Genomic DNA, 14,528 nt, shown 5'->3' with positions numbered 1-14,528 from the left:
ATAAATCTGAGCGATCACCTTACCACAGCACTTATATACGTAAAAATCCCCCACCGTCTTTTCATCGACTGTGGGGGATTGACAGACAAAGCATCACTGGATGCATTCAACATCATCGGACGGGTTATTTAGTGATAATCTCCGGCCCCATCAGCGTCGTCGGCAGCCAAGTTGAAACCCACGGCACGTAGGTGACAATCAATAAGAACAAGAACATGACCGCCACCCACGGCAACGCGGCTTTGACCACGTTGAGCATCGACATCCGCGCCACCCCGGCCGTCACAAACAAGTTCAGACCGACTGGCGGAGTAATCATCCCGATTTCCATATTCACTACCATAATGATCCCAAGATGAATCGGATCAATCCCGAGTTGAATCGCAATCGGAAAGACTAATGGTGCAACGATAATCAACAGACCCGATGGTTCCATAAATTGTCCGCCAATCAACAGTAACAGGTTGACCACAATCAGGAACGTGATTGGCCCTAAACCGGCAGAAAGCATGGAATTGGCAATCATCTGCGGCACTTGCTCTTCAGTAAGCACATGTTTGAGAATCAAAGCATTGGCAATGATAAACAGTAACATGATCGTCAGCCGACCCGCTTCACACAAGGTTTTCTTAGTATCCGGATGGACAAATGTCTGCAACACTTTCACCACACCCGGCAACTTATTTTCCCGGTCAGCAAATGGCCCCATGTCTTTATAGACAAAGTTGGCAATCAGGAAGGCATAAACCGCAGCCACTGCAGCCGCTTCAGTCGGGGTGAAAATCCCCCCATAAATACCGCCCAGAATAATGACGATTAAAAACAACCCCCAGATAGCCTCACGTCCGGCGGCCATCAGTTCCCCCCACCCGACAAAGGGTTGTTTCGGGAGGTTCTTGACCCGGGCTGCAATATAAATAGCGACCATCAGCATCGCACCGGCGAGTAAACCGGGAATCACCCCGCCAAGGAACATCCGGCCGACAGAAACATCCGTTGCCGCAGCGTAGACCACCATAACAATTGATGGCGGAATTAAAATCCCCAGCGTTCCGGCATTACAAATCACCCCGGCGGCAAATCCTTTGGAGTAGCCGTTTTTGACCATCCCGGCAATCACGATACTCCCGATAGCAACAACCGTTGCAGGAGAAGAGCCCGACAGTGCAGCAAACATCATACAAGCCATGACCGACGCAATGGCAAGGCCACCGCGGAACCAGCCGACCAGTGCAATTGCAAAGCGGATGATTCGTTTGGCAACCCCACCGGTGGACATAAAGCTAGATGCGAGAATAAAGAACGGAATCGCCAACAGTGTGTAGTGACCCGCAAAAGCATTGAATAATGTCTGAGCGACCGAAGCCAACGATGCATCCGAATGCAACATCAGAAATACAATACTTGATAAACCCAGTGAGACAGCGATCGGCACACCGATAAGCATCAGGGCAATCACCATTAAAAAGAGAAATAAAACAGCCATGATGACTACTCCTTGCGATCCGATGACGGCATTGATTTTTCAGAATCCGCACCTGTGTCTTGCTGCAATTCTGACTTCAGTGTTTCTAACTCGTCTTCTCCTTCATGCGAGGCAATCAGACGATCCATCTTGCCAGTCAAAATCTGGTACGCGGCTTGCGTAAAACGCAATGTCAGGAGCCCCATCCCGATAGGCAGCGCCATATACGGAATAAATCGTGGCAATTTCTCGTAAGCCTCGCCTTCATTGAGCCAGTCGGCTAAAAACTGGAGAAACCCCGGCATTGGAATATCATCGGTTTCATACCAAGCCCGTTCGGTAATAAACGGATGCCAATAGTTCCACGAGCCAATCAACAGCAGCACGGCAAAACTCAAACAAGCGAATGCTGATAGCACCGCGAAGGTTTTCTTTAACCCCGGTGGTGCAATGTTGATGATCACATCAACACCAATGTGAAAGTGCTTCTTTACCCCGTAAGACGCACCGACCAGTACCATCCAGGCAAACATAAAGACTGTCAGTTCAAGGGCCCACAATATGTTGTCATTAAATACATAGCGACAGATGACATTGATAAACGTCAGTAAGGTCATCGTGCCTAAAAAGAATGCGATCAGAAATTCTTCAACCGAATCTGTAAAACGACCGACTTTAGAAAAGAAAGAATTGTCCATAACTATCTTCGCTCTCATTGTTATCATCTAGGTGCCCCACTCCGGTGGTGTGGGGCACATGTTTATAGCGTGACTACGACAGTTACTTCTTGTTTGCTGAAAGGGCGTCATTGATCAGATCATGACCGATATTTTTCTCGAATTTCTTCCAGACAGGCTTCAGCGCTTCAACCCATTTTTGACGCTGAGCAGGTGTCAGGGTTCGCACCACACCGCCGGCATCGATAATGTTCTGACGGTTGGCTAGGTTGACTTTGGTTGATTCAGCATTACGGGTCGCCGTGACTTCCTTGAGAATCTGTGCAAACTGACTGCGCACATCATCAGGCAGGCCGTCCCAGAATTTGGCGGAAGTCACTACAAGGTAATCAAGGATGCCGTGGTTGGTTTCGGTAATGCCATCTTGCACTTCGAAGAATTTCTTACCGTAAATGTTTGACCAAGTATTCTCCTGACCATCAATGACGCCGGTCTGTAAACCGCCGTACACTTCTTTAAACGACATCTTTTGTGGGTTAGCCCCCAACTGCTCGAATTGAGCGACCAAAACATCAGACGCCTGAACGCGGAATTTCAATCCTTTGGCATCTTTTGGATCAATCAGCGGTTTGTTGGCAGACAACTGTTTCATCCCGTTGTGCCAGAATGCCAGCCCCTGCAATCCGCGGCGTTTCATGGCATTTTTCAGCTTATCGCCGGCAGCCGAGTTCTGGAAACGGTCAACCGCTGCAACATCGTCAAACAAAAATGGCAAATCGAAAATACGATATTTTTTGGTGAATTTTTCAAACTTGGAAAGAGAAGGGGCTGCGAGTTGAACATCGCCGTTTAAAAGGGCTTCCAAGACTTTGTCATCATCATACAGGGTTGAGTTCGGAAAAACTTCCATACAAACTTTTCCGTCCATCTCTTTGTTGACTCGCTTGGCAAGCAATGATGCGGCAATCCCTTTCGGATGTTTATCCGTATTGGTGACATGGCTGAATTTAATCACGGTTTCACCCGGGTCACAGCCTTCGGAAGCAGCGGCATTAAAACCGGTCGCAGCAAGTATGGATACAGTCAGTAATTTGAAAGGCTTGAACATCTTTTTCTCCTTGTTATAGAAACCGAATACCTGCTTGGTATTCACGTTATTGACAACAAGGCAAATAACGAGCCAACACCCATCAACAAATAAAACAAATTAGCAACAACAGCAACTTAAGGGCAACATTGCTGTAAAACCGATCAATCCGTCAGGAACACATCAGGTAAGAATGGGTGAAAACCCCTCCATCCCCTCCCGGCCAATGGGTCAAAAATGACACATCCCTGAACAATCATACGTTCACTCAGGGATGGTCTCGGTCAGGAAAGAATGGTGATAAAAACTGAACGTCAGTTGAGGATAGACGTTAGCTTATGACGAACAGCTGATTTCGAGACATTTTCCCCATGCCGGTGGCTGCTCAGCATAGGATTCATACATCGGCTGCTCATCATAGGGAGCGCTTAAAACCGTAAGCAATTGCTCTAACGGCTGAAAGTCACCCTGTTCAGCAGCATCTATCACTTGTTGGGCAAGATAGTTACGGAGGATATATTTCGGGTTGACCTGACGCATCGACTGGCAGCGCTGTTCTACCGTATCCGACTCCTGCTCACAACGATCAAGATACTGTTGTAACCACTGCTTCGCGGCATCTTGGTTCTCAAATAATGTCGTGACCGTTTCAGGCGGTTGGTGATCCAGCGATGAAAGTCGCCGGAAAAACAGCGTGTAGTCAACCCGGTTGTCCGCCATCAGTTTGAGCATCTCATCACACAGTTGACTATCCCCGTCACGGCGCTGTTGTAATCCGAGTTTACTACGGATCAAACGACTGTATTCCTGATTGAGCTGTACGCTATAAGTTTGCAACACCACTTCCAGTTCAGCTTTATCAACCAGCGGTGTCAGTGCCTGCGCCAATGCAGTCAAGTTCCACAGACCGATCCCCGGTTGCATATCAAATGCATAACGCCCCTGATAATCGGAATGGTTACAGATAAAATGGGGATCATAATCATCCAGAAACGCAAATGGGCCATAATCGAAGGTTTGCCCGAGGATCGACATATTGTCAGTATTCATCACGCCATGGGCAAAGCCGTACGCTTGCCAAAAAGCGATCATTTCAGCGGTTCGTTTGACAACTTCGCGGAACATCACCAGATATACCGGCTCTCGCGGTGATTCTGATGAGGGTTCAAGTTCCGGGAAATGCCAGGCGATGACTTTATCGGCCAGCAAACGTAAGTCATCATGCTGCCCGGTATAGAAAAAGTGTTCAAAATGGCCAAAACGGATGTGCGTTTCTGCCAGACGAATCAGTAAAGCGCCCTGCTCAACGCGTTCACGATACACGGGGGTATCACTGACCATCATCCCCAACGCCCGGGTGGTTTGATTCCCCAGCGCTGCCATTGCTTCACTGCACAGATATTCTCGGATGGTGGAACGTAACACCGCCCGACCATCCCCCATTCTGGAATACGGTGTCAGTCCGGCGCCTTTAAGATGCACATCAAACCAGCGCCCTTGCTGATCGGCAATCGCACCGAATAATAACCCTCTCCCATCCCCCAATGCCGGGTTATAGACCCCGAACTGATGCCCGGCATACTTCATTGCCAGCGGTTGAAAATAATCCGGAACTTCACCATCGGAAAAGATCTGTAGCCAGAGATCATCAGGCGTCTCGTCCAGACCAAAACTGGCAGCGAGAGGCACATTCCAAGTCACCCAGCGAGGGTTGTCCACTGGCGTCGGCATGACCCGGGTGTAAAAGCTTTGCGGCAGCTCAGCATAACGGTGGCTGATCGGTAAGTGTTGCCAAAGAGACATAAGGTGTTTCCGTTTCAATCTATCTCTGTCAACCTTACCAATTACCTGACTTGTTTGCTAGGTTATTTCATACATCGAGAGCGTGCAAGTCAGCATCTCTCCGGCAGATAAGAAAAAACTGCGTCAATTCCCCGCCTCCCAATCAGCATCAATTGCTCGGAGCACATTGCCCAGCGCAAAAAAAGAGCGTGCGAAATCGCACACTCTTTCTTCATGATGGCTATCAGTTGAATCCCCGGCTCCTGAGCATTCACACAGAAGTCCTCATCTTCACTTAGTCATATTCAGCGTCGCCTTTCATCGCATTCGCGACCAATTCAGCCTTAGCACCCAATACAACCTGCAAGTCGGTGCGATTCAGCTTCACAACCCCGCTGGCACCCAATGCTTTGATTTTTACTTCATCGATCTGAGCCATGTTGTTCACAGAAAGGCGCAAGCGTGTAATACATGCATCAATTTGTTTCAGATTATCACGGCCACCCAAGGCTTGAATATATTCATTTGCCAGCGTCTGAATATCTTCAGAGGCTGCGGACGGACGGACTGTCGCTTCATCTTTTTCTCTGCCCGGGGTCGGGATATCAAACCAACGGATAGCAAAGTAAAAGATACAGAAGTAGATCACACCGAAGCATAATCCCACCACCAGCAATAGCCCCGGTTTAGTTGCCAGTCCCCAGTTGATCACAAAGTCAAACAGACCTGCGGAGAAGCCAAAACCATCGAGAATCCCCAGATAGTTGGTCACAACCAGCGAGATCCCGGTCAGTATCGCATGGATGATGTATAACACCGGTGCAAGGAACATAAACAGGAACTCAAGTGGCTCAGTCACACCAGTCAAAAATGCGGTTAACGCCACAGACAGCAAAATCCCACCCACTTGCGGACGACGACTTTTCGGTGCGGCCATATACATGGCAAACGCAGCACCGGGCAAACCAAACATCATGATTGGGAAGTAACCGGCCATAAATACCCCAGCCGATGGATCACCCGCGAAGAAGCGGTTGAGATCGCCACGCGTCGTCTCGGTCGCGATACTCTGAATCACACTGCCGTCAATGGTTGAAATAGCACCACCAACACTTAATGTTTTCGCCACTTCAGGCGCAAGGCATAAGTTATGCAACCCACCGGCTAACTCGTAAGTGACTTTGGTACACTCACCCAATCCGAACCAGAAAATGGAGTTTAAAACATGATGTAACCCGACTGGGATCAGTGCACGATTTAACGTTCCGTAGACAAATTCTCCCCATGCACCGGAATGCGCGACGGTATGACCAAAAGAGTCGATACCATGTTGAATTACAGGCCAGACAACACCACTGATACCGGCCAAAATGAGCGTTATCAGACCGGTCATAATCGGGACTAACCGTTTTCCACCGAAAAATGCAAGATAAGCCGGTAAACTGGTTTGATGAAAGCGGTTATAAACATGACCGGCAACGACCCCGGCCACGATCCCGCCAAAGAATGACATATTGATATCCGCATTGATGGTTTTAGCCGCTTCCGTCAGCACCAAATATCCGACAGCGCCCGCTAAACCGGCAGCCCCTGCATCACCGCGAGACAACCCAACCGCAATACCAATCGCAAACAGCAAAGGCAACTGACCAAAAATTGCTCCCCCCGCCTGAGCCATAAAAGCAATATTCAACATATCCGGTTGTCCGAGCCTTAATAAAATCGCGGCCACCGGTAAGATAGCAATCGGCAACATAATTGCCTTGCCAAGTTTTTGTAAATACCCCAGTACGTTCATTGCATCCTCCATCACATGATTCGTACATTACACAGATATCTTAATTCATCCAGTAAACTAAGACCTAATATATATGTCACATAAATGATAATTTTGTAAAGCAATACGACATTTTATTTGCACTTAACCGAAAGTTTATTCAATATATAAATTAAGTCCACCTTACTCTGAGCTCCTCCGGTAGTGATTTCCCGAGACAGTGTATGATCAAGGCCGATGTGATGAGCTTGTGAACACGCAATCACCACGACGAATCAGAGTGTCAGTATGATGCATGGAGAGAGAAAATGCGTTTATTACCTTTACAAAATAAGCAACAAGTCGGCAACTGGACCGCACACTACATCGTTGAAAAAATCAAAGCTTTTCAGCCAACGACCGAGCGTCCTTTTGTATTAGGCTTACCCACCGGCAGTACGCCACTTACGACATATCAGGCACTGATCCGGCTCTATCAGGCTGGTGAAGTCAGTTTCGAACATGTGGTCACATTCAATATGGACGAGTATGTCGGGCTTCCACCGGAACATCCTCAAAGTTATCATCACTTTATGTTTGAAAACTTTTTTAACCATGTTGATATCCAAAAGAAAAATATTCACATTTTAAATGGCATGGCGCCTGATTTAGAGGCAGAATGTCAGACCTACGAAGCAACGATTAAGCAGTTCGGTGGTATTCATCTCTTCTTTGGCGGTGTCGGCAGTGACGGCCATATCGCCTTTAATGAACCAGCCTCGTCTTTAGCATCGAGAACCCGTATCAAGACTCTGACCCAAGAAACGATGATTGATAACGCCCGTTTCTTTGACAACGATGTCAATCAGGTGCCGAAAATGGCGCTCACCGTCGGTGTCGGCACATTACTGGATGCCAAAGAAGTTTTAATTCTTGCCACGGGTCCGAACAAAGCATTGGCAGTACAGGCTGGTGTTGAAGGCGCAGTCAATCATTTGTGGACCATCTCTGCTTTGCAGATGCATCCCCGGAGTATTTTGATCTGCGATGAACCTGCAGCTATGGAACTGAAAGTCAAAACATTACGCTATTTTCAGCAACTTGAAGCAACTGAAATTGATAAATTTGGAGGAACAGAGTAAATGTTCGCACTATGTCACGGTGAGATTCTGACAGGCGATGAAAGATTACTGGATACTGCGGTTGTCATCAGCAAAGGAAAAATTCACGCTTTAGTCCCGATGTCAGAACTGTCTGAAGATATCCCTCGGTTCGATTTGCATGGCCACATTTTGTCTCCCGGCTTTATCGACTTACAGCTGAACGGCTGCGGTGGCGTGATGTTCAATAGCGCTCCGACCTTGGCAACGCTGGAACACATGCATCTCACCAACCTGCAAACCGGTACAACCAGCTTTCTGCCGACATTGATCAGTGACAGTGACAACGTGATTCGACAAGCGGTAGAGACAACACGCCTGTACATGACCCAACATCAACATCAGGTATTGGGGATGCACCTTGAAGGCCCTTATACCAATCCGGTGCGCAAAGGTATTCATCCGCTCGAGCAGTTACGCCAGCCAGACAATGACATGATCAACTGGTTGACTGAACAGGCATCGTGGCTGAAAAAAGTCACACTCGCACCAGAGATGAACCATAATGAGCATCTGAGACAACTGCACAAAGCCGGTATCATTGTCAGCGTCGGTCATACGGCAGCAACCTATGAGCAAGCCAACCAAGCCTTTGAACAGGGCGCGAGCTTTGCAACGCATCTGTATAATGCAATGACCTCGATGGAGAATGGTCGTTCTCCCGGTGTCGTCGGTGCGGTATTTGACCGCAATGATGTTCATGCCGGTATTATCGCTGATGGTTATCATGTCCATTGGGCGAACGTCCGGACCGCGAAGAAAGTCATGGGTGAGCGGCTTTGTCTGGTGACGGATGCAACCGCAGCTGCGACGCCTCCGGCAGGGATGACTGAGTTTGATTTCTGTGGCACCCCCGTGTTTATCCGTGACGGCAAGTGTGTCGATCAGGATGGTACGCTGGGCGGCTCAGCACTCACCATGAATGAAGGTATTCGTCTGCTGGTTGAGCAAGCTGAAATTTCACAGGAAGAAGCCTTCCGGATGGCGACACTCTACCCAGCCCGGGCCATCAAGATGGATCACCTGCTCGGAGCGATCCGTCCCGGTATGATTGCCAATCTGACCATTCTCGATCCGGCTTATCAGGTGATTAACACGCTGGTCAATGGCGAGTGGACAAAGGACATGCATTAAATGGTCAAACGTAGCAGACAAGTGACAAATCATGAGCAACTCAAACAGGTCAATGCGGCACTGGTCTATCAGTTGATCGACCAGAAAGGACCGATTTCCCGCGTCAGAATTGCTCAACAGAGTGCGCTGGCTCCTGCCAGTGTCACCAATATTACGCGTCAGCTACTGGCCCATAACCTCATTACCGAGGTTGAGCAACAAGCATCAACCGGAGGACGACCGGCAATCTCGCTGACCACCAACCAACGGGATTTCTACTTTGTCTCCTGTCGGTTAGGGCGAGATATGATTCAAGCCAGCCTGATGGATTTATCCGGACAGATCCATCATGTCCAACAAACACCGATTGAGTCGCACGATACACAAGGCATTGTTGACACACTCCGCGATGAAATCTGTCAAATCCGCACTCAGTATGCGACACATAAATTGATTGCGATTGCGATTACCATGGCTGGTTTGGTCGATCCAACCTCAGGGATGATCCATTACTCTCCCAATCATAAAATTGCCGGCCTCAAGTTATCTTCAGCACTTGAAGAGCTGGGACTGCCTATCTATATCGGCAATGACATTCGGGCCAGAGCACTCTCTGAATACTATCTGGGCGAAGCCAAACAGTGTGATGACTTCATCCTGATCAGTATTCATCACGGGGTCGGTGCCGGGATTATTACGGATGGACAGTTGCTTTTGGGTAAACACCGTCCGATTGGCGAGATCGGACATATTCAGATTGATCCATTCGGACAACGCTGCCACTGCGGTAGCTTTGGTTGTCTTGAGACGGTGGTGTCGAACCAAGCCTTGCTGAAGCAAACGGAGATTCTCTTGCAAAGAGGCCACCCCAGCAGCCTATCTCCGGACAATCTCACCATAAAACAGCTTTGTCATGCCGCGCTTCAGCGAGATGCCGTCGCAATGCATATCATCCAGCAGGCCGCCCAATATCTCGGTCGTGTATTGGGGATGTTGGTCAATGTATTCAATCCGGAAAAAATTCTGTTTGCCGGAGAAATGATTCAGACGGCCCCAGTTTTGTTTCCTTTGCTACTGGAACAAATTCAGCGTCAAACGCTCCCCAGTTTTGCCGGAGATTTACGCCTTGAACAAGCCCGTTTTCAACAACAGGACACCATCGGGGGGTATGCATTAATTAAGCGGGCACTGCACGAAAGTAACCTGCTTCAACAGATCATGACAGACGAGTAACACCTTATACTCACGATTGAATGTAACAAAACTGATCCAATTTAGAATCACTGGATCTGTTCATCACATCATGATCAGCGATATTGCACATGATCCAGTTTCTCCATACGATGCAGTTCAGTCTTTAGGAAATCTGACATGAAAGAGTCTATGAAAATCATTCTCCTCCACGGTTTGTATATGCATGGCATCGCGCTACAACCACTGCGTCAGCGATTAAACCAGCTCGGTTATACTACGGAAGTTCTCAGCTACAATACCGTCGCCATCGATGATGAGAAACTATTCAGTGCAATTGATGCGGCACTCGATCAAACCCACACCAATATTCTGGTCGGTCACAGTCTCGGTGGGCTGATGATCAAAAACTATCTCGCCTCCCGCAAGCCGCCCACGACTCAAATTTCTCATGTGGTGACGATTGGTTCACCACTTCAGGGAGCGTCGATTATTAGCAAAATTCAGGCAATGGGATTCGGCATGATCCTCGGTAATTCACCCAATTATGGATTACAGCAGCACGAAGATGAATGGCGCTTTCCCCAAAAACTCGGCAGCATCGCCGGCACCGTTGCTTTTGGGCTTCGCCCGATGCTATTGGGTAATGACTCCGCATCGGACGGCACAGTCACCGTTGAAGAGACCAAAATCCCCGGGATGACCGATCATCTTGAAATTCGCTATGCGCATACCACGATGCTGTATGCACAAACACTTGCCTCACAAATCGATGGATTCATCCGCTATGATCGTTTCCAACCAGAATCCTGAAATCATCGAACTGTCGGATGGCAGATTACGCTATGTGAGTCCGCTGCTCAGCGAGACGAATGCACTGACACACACCTTGCAAAACTCACTGAACTGGTATCAGGGTGATGTCTACTTGTTTGGGCGCCATTATCACACCCCCAGACTACAATGTTGGTACGGTGACAAAGCATACACTTATTCAAAAGTTCGTCTGGAACCCACGCCATGGCCACCGCTATTGAAACAACTCAAGACAATTGTCGAAGACGTGTCAGGGTGCCCGTTTAACTCGGTATTGGGCAACTGGTATCAACACGGGCAACACAATATGGGGATGCACGCCGACAATGAACCCGAATTAGGCTCAAACCCGGTCGTCGCGATGCTTACCTTCGGTACGGCCAGACCCTTGCAGTTCAGACACCGTAACGGTGTAGACCGCTTCACTATCACTCCTACAGATGGTTCATTGCTGATTATGGAAGGTCCGATTCAGCATTACTGGCGACACGGCATCAACAAAAGTAACAAGGTCACCGAGCAACGGATCAGTCTGACATTTCGTCAGATCTTATCAGAGTAATCGGTTCCGACACTGACCGAGCCCGGACGAAAAAATAGTTGTCCATTTATTGGTTGTCACACTACTTTTTTTCCATGTATGGTTTCTTCATCAAAGACCACAGAAGATCGCGCCTGATGCAAACACACAGACAACCAATTACCAACCCGCAGCAGATCAACCGTTACTATCAGGCACTGATAGATAAAGATCCCAGCTATGTCGGGACTTTCTATGCCGGGGTCAAAACGACATCAATCTTCTGTATCGCCACCTGCCGGGCCCGCAAGCCGAAGAAAGAAAATGTTGATTTTTATCCGACATTCAAAGCAGCGCTTGATGCAGGCTTTCGCCCCTGTAAGATTTGTAAACCGACTGAAAATGCCAGTGAAGCTCCCTCATCTGTTGCACTGGCTATCGAGCTGGTCCGTCAGCACCCGAAAGAAAAAATATCGGACAGTCAGTTGAGACAGCACCAGATACAGCCGGAGATGGTCCGCCGCTGGTTTAAGAAAAACTATGGCATCACTTTTCATACTTTCCAGCGGATGTATCGTATCAACAACGCGCTGGTCGAACTCAAAGAAGGAAAGAAACTCATGGACACAGCCTACGACATGGGATATGAATCCCTGAGTGGATTCGGATATACGTTTAAGAAAGTTATGGGAAAATCACCAAACCAAAGTAGCGATAGTCAAGTCATCCTAATCAATCGGTTTACCACACCACTGGGACCAATGTTCGTCTGTGCAACCGATGAAGGCATCTGTTTGCTGGAGTTTGTCGAACGACGTATGCTGGAAACGGAATTCCGGGATTTACAACGTTTGCTGAAAGCAACCATTATCAATGGAGAAAATGACCATATTCGCCAAGCCAAACAAGAGATTGCCGAGTATTTCGCAGGGACACGCAAGCAATTTGACGTGAGCATTCACTCACCGGGAACCCCCTTCCAAAAAGAGGTATGGCAAGCTTTACAGCAAATCGAATATGGCTCGACAGCATCTTACCAGCAACAAGCGGAAGCCATCAATAACCCCACCGCAGTCCGGGCAGTTGCTTCCGCCAACGGCCATAACCGCATCGCAATCATTATCCCGTGTCATCGCGTCATCGGCAAAAATGGCAAGCTGGTCGGTTATGCCGGGGGGCTGGAACGTAAACGCTGGCTACTGGAACATGAAAAATCTAACTGTTGATTGGATATACCCCAGTTACAGGAAGGGTTACACCTGCAACTGGGGCCGGTCTCAAAATATCCGCCCATAAAAAAACACCGAAGCAGTCGGTGTTTTTTTGATAGGGCTCCGTTGACAGCTCCGGATTACTGAACGCTTTTTATCCATTTATCGGATTTAAACCATTTGGTGTAAATCCGATCATAAGTGCCATCACCACGAATCTGTTTTAAATAATTATTCAGGAAGTTGACAAATTCCGCATCGCCCTGACGTACAGCCCAGCCGAGAGGTTCGAAAGTGAATGCTTCATCAAGATGAACCACCTGCTGTGAATGCTGCGCAGCGTACATCGCGTTATAGGGCAAATCGTAAACAAAAGCATCGGCTCGGCCATTGGCAACCTGTAACACCGCATCAGCAGAAGTATCGTAGAGATCCACTTTTGCTTTGGACAGATATTTCTTCGCTGCTTCTGCACCTGTCGTCCCCATTTGAGTCGTCACCGTATACTTGGCATCATTCAAATCACGATAACTATGAATCTTTCCGGCCAGTTTCGGTGACAGTAAAACCGTCTGACCAATCTGCATATAAGCATCGGCAAACGACACCTTCAGATTGCGTTTCGGTGTCACCGTCATTCCCCCGATGAAATCACACTTTCCGGTCTGTAATGCCGGAATAATACCATCCCATGCTGTATTGACCGGCACAAATTTCACATCGATCGAATGCGCCATATGTTTCGCAATATCGATATCAAAACCAATGAAGCGACCATCTTTACTGGTCATCTCAAACGGCACATATCCGGCTTCAAAACAAAATTTAAGCTCACCTGACTTTAAAATGCCCTCAATGGTGGATGCTGTCGCAAATGTCGTCGCAGAGAAGGCAGCAGTGCCGATGACCAAACCGGTCAACAACCGACGCATTCCTTTTTTCACTAGATGAATTGTCATGATGAATAATTCCGTAACTTGTTGTGCTTTAAGTAATATTATTTTTAAGTAAATGATCAACATCATATCATCAGGTCATTCCCGAAATCAGGTCATGGATATGATGAGCACAGCATCATCAGGGAAAAACGTCACAATTTCAATCCATTCTCATTATATCTTATGCTCAAATATCGCCCCTCCGTATCAATCTATGAAGAAATACCCAATGACATTATATGAATCGGTTCAAATAGCATTTTTCACTTAGATAAATGTTTACTTTGGGTCATTTCCCCGTTTCAAATCAATCGGCAGAATTGTCAACTTCAATTGAGAATCGGTATAATCAAACATATTTAGCCGACTCATTTCAATTTATATGAATCAACACAACCCATTATTTAAAGTCACATTTTTGCAAGCAGGAAAACAGTACGAAATTTTTGTCCGGGAGCTGATCACCAGTAACCTATTTGGTTTTATTGAAATTGGTGATTTTGTCTGGGATACCCATACCTCTATCGTGGTCGATCCGAGTCATGAAAAACTAAAAGATGAGTTTGTGGGCGTAGAACGAACTTACCTCCCCATGCATAGCGTTTTAAGAATTGATCAGGTTGTCCGGCAAGGTACCGCCAAAATCGTTGATTTGGCAGATAAAGTGACCCACTTTCCCGGCCCCATTTATACCCCGAAAAAATAAATATCAATTGGATGCAGCAACACGACCATGTCATATATTGGGATTGCGGCATCCAATTTACCCGTTGCTAAATCAAACTATCGGCATTATCTCCCAGATATTTTCA

Annotated in this window: 13 protein-coding genes and 1 pseudogene; 8 read left to right on the top strand and 6 right to left on the bottom strand. The window is 47.6% G+C overall.

Annotation, left to right across the window (positions count from 1 at the left end; genetic code table 11):
• Positions 1-124 precede the first annotated feature (124 nt).
• The 5 genes from VRK_RS05635 to nagE all read right to left on the bottom strand — a co-directional run bounded on the left by VRK_RS05635 (position 125) and on the right by nagE (position 6,809).
• Positions 125-1,486, bottom strand: coding sequence for a TRAP transporter large permease (locus tag VRK_RS05635; RefSeq protein ID WP_059120467.1), 1,362 nt, complete (start codon positions 1,484-1,486; stop codon positions 125-127).
• Between the two features lie 5 nt (positions 1,487-1,491).
• Positions 1,492-2,163 (bottom strand): TRAP transporter small permease, encoded by a 672-nt coding sequence (locus VRK_RS05630; protein ID WP_059120466.1) that lies wholly within the window; start codon positions 2,161-2,163, stop codon positions 1,492-1,494.
• An 82-nt stretch (positions 2,164-2,245) separates the two neighbouring features.
• On the bottom strand, positions 2,246-3,250 hold the full coding sequence (locus VRK_RS05625; RefSeq protein ID WP_059120465.1) for a TRAP transporter substrate-binding protein: 1,005 nt from the start codon (positions 3,248-3,250) through the stop codon (positions 2,246-2,248).
• 315 nt (positions 3,251-3,565) lie between these two features.
• Entirely contained in the window at positions 3,566-5,032 is a 1,467-nt protein-coding gene (locus tag VRK_RS05620) for a protein adenylyltransferase SelO (RefSeq protein ID WP_059120464.1), read from the bottom strand.
• 274 nt (positions 5,033-5,306) lie between these two features.
• Complete coding sequence (nagE, locus tag VRK_RS05615; protein WP_059120463.1) at positions 5,307-6,809, bottom strand: N-acetylglucosamine-specific PTS transporter subunit IIBC; 1,503 nt, start codon at positions 6,807-6,809, stop codon at positions 5,307-5,309.
• A 287-nt stretch (positions 6,810-7,096) separates the two neighbouring features.
• Between nagE and nagB the strand changes: the two genes are divergently transcribed.
• The 7 genes and pseudogenes from nagB (at position 7,097) to VRK_RS21665 (ending at position 12,793) form a co-directional block, all read left to right on the top strand.
• Positions 7,097-7,909 (top strand): glucosamine-6-phosphate deaminase, encoded by an 813-nt coding sequence (gene nagB / locus VRK_RS05610; protein WP_059120462.1) that lies wholly within the window; start codon positions 7,097-7,099, stop codon positions 7,907-7,909.
• Positions 7,910-9,061 (top strand): N-acetylglucosamine-6-phosphate deacetylase, encoded by a 1,152-nt coding sequence (gene nagA, locus VRK_RS05605; protein ID WP_059120461.1) that lies wholly within the window; start codon positions 7,910-7,912, stop codon positions 9,059-9,061.
• Positions 9,062-10,273, top strand: coding sequence for an ROK family protein (locus VRK_RS05600; protein ID WP_059120460.1), 1,212 nt, complete (start codon positions 9,062-9,064; stop codon positions 10,271-10,273). It abuts the gene before it with no gap.
• A 150-nt stretch (positions 10,274-10,423) separates the two neighbouring features.
• Positions 10,424-11,044 (top strand): PGAP1-like alpha/beta domain-containing protein, encoded by a 621-nt coding sequence (locus tag VRK_RS05595; protein WP_059122671.1) that lies wholly within the window; start codon positions 10,424-10,426, stop codon positions 11,042-11,044.
• Positions 11,019-11,609, top strand: a complete 591-nt coding sequence (locus VRK_RS05590) for an alpha-ketoglutarate-dependent dioxygenase AlkB family protein (protein ID WP_059120459.1) — start codon at positions 11,019-11,021, stop codon at positions 11,607-11,609. The genes VRK_RS05595 and VRK_RS05590 overlap by 26 nt, the downstream gene beginning before the upstream one ends.
• A 74-nt stretch (positions 11,610-11,683) precedes the next feature.
• Positions 11,684-12,262, top strand: a pseudogene (locus VRK_RS21670) (bifunctional transcriptional activator/DNA repair enzyme AdaA); the annotation flags it as partial.
• Positions 12,254-12,793, top strand: coding sequence for a methylated-DNA--[protein]-cysteine S-methyltransferase (locus VRK_RS21665; RefSeq protein WP_443083470.1), 540 nt, complete (start codon positions 12,254-12,256; stop codon positions 12,791-12,793). The pseudogene VRK_RS21670 and the gene VRK_RS21665, both read left to right, overlap by 9 nt.
• Positions 12,794-12,918: 125 nt before the next feature.
• Here the strand turns inward: VRK_RS21665 and VRK_RS05580 are convergent, their stop codons facing one another.
• Positions 12,919-13,710, bottom strand: coding sequence for a transporter substrate-binding domain-containing protein (locus VRK_RS05580; RefSeq protein WP_059122670.1), 792 nt, complete (start codon positions 13,708-13,710; stop codon positions 12,919-12,921).
• 388 nt (positions 13,711-14,098) lie between these two features.
• Here VRK_RS05580 and VRK_RS05575 point away from each other — a divergent pair, with 388 nt between their 5' ends.
• Positions 14,099-14,422, top strand: coding sequence for a DUF1820 family protein (locus tag VRK_RS05575; RefSeq protein ID WP_059120457.1), 324 nt, complete (start codon positions 14,099-14,101; stop codon positions 14,420-14,422).
• The last annotated feature ends 106 nt before the right edge of the window (positions 14,423-14,528 follow it).

Origin of the sequence: Vibrio sp. MEBiC08052 (genome assembly GCF_001506075.1) — a bacterium.
Taxonomy (GTDB): Bacteria; Pseudomonadota; Gammaproteobacteria; order Enterobacterales; family Vibrionaceae; genus Vibrio.
Note: the sequence above shows the minus strand (reverse complement) of the source record. Positions and strands in the feature narration are given on the sequence as shown.

What these genes read in the sequence shown, in the direction of transcription:
- nagA (WP_059120461.1), top strand. Translation starts at nt 7,910, where the DNA reads ATGTTCGCACTATGTCACGGTGAGATTCTGACAGGCGATGAAAGATTA.
- nagE (WP_059120463.1), bottom strand. Translation starts at nt 6,809, where the DNA reads ATGAACGTACTGGGGTATTTACAAAAACTTGGCAAGGCAATTATGTTG.
- VRK_RS05625 (WP_059120465.1), bottom strand. Translation starts at nt 3,250, where the DNA reads ATGTTCAAGCCTTTCAAATTACTGACTGTATCCATACTTGCTGCGACC.
- VRK_RS05620 (WP_059120464.1), bottom strand. Translation starts at nt 5,032, where the DNA reads ATGTCTCTTTGGCAACACTTACCGATCAGCCACCGTTATGCTGAGCTG.
- VRK_RS05635 (WP_059120467.1), bottom strand. Translation starts at nt 1,486, where the DNA reads ATGGCTGTTTTATTTCTCTTTTTAATGGTGATTGCCCTGATGCTTATC.
- VRK_RS05600 (WP_059120460.1), top strand. Translation starts at nt 9,062, where the DNA reads ATGGTCAAACGTAGCAGACAAGTGACAAATCATGAGCAACTCAAACAG.
- VRK_RS05580 (WP_059122670.1), bottom strand. Translation starts at nt 13,710, where the DNA reads ATGCGTCGGTTGTTGACCGGTTTGGTCATCGGCACTGCTGCCTTCTCT.
- VRK_RS05630 (WP_059120466.1), bottom strand. Translation starts at nt 2,163, where the DNA reads ATGGACAATTCTTTCTTTTCTAAAGTCGGTCGTTTTACAGATTCGGTT.
- VRK_RS05590 (WP_059120459.1), top strand. Translation starts at nt 11,019, where the DNA reads ATGATCGTTTCCAACCAGAATCCTGAAATCATCGAACTGTCGGATGGC.
- VRK_RS21665 (WP_443083470.1), top strand. Translation starts at nt 12,254, where the DNA reads ATGGGAAAATCACCAAACCAAAGTAGCGATAGTCAAGTCATCCTAATC.
- VRK_RS05595 (WP_059122671.1), top strand. Translation starts at nt 10,424, where the DNA reads ATGAAAATCATTCTCCTCCACGGTTTGTATATGCATGGCATCGCGCTA.
- nagB (WP_059120462.1), top strand. Translation starts at nt 7,097, where the DNA reads ATGCGTTTATTACCTTTACAAAATAAGCAACAAGTCGGCAACTGGACC.
- VRK_RS05575 (WP_059120457.1), top strand. Translation starts at nt 14,099, where the DNA reads ATGAATCAACACAACCCATTATTTAAAGTCACATTTTTGCAAGCAGGA.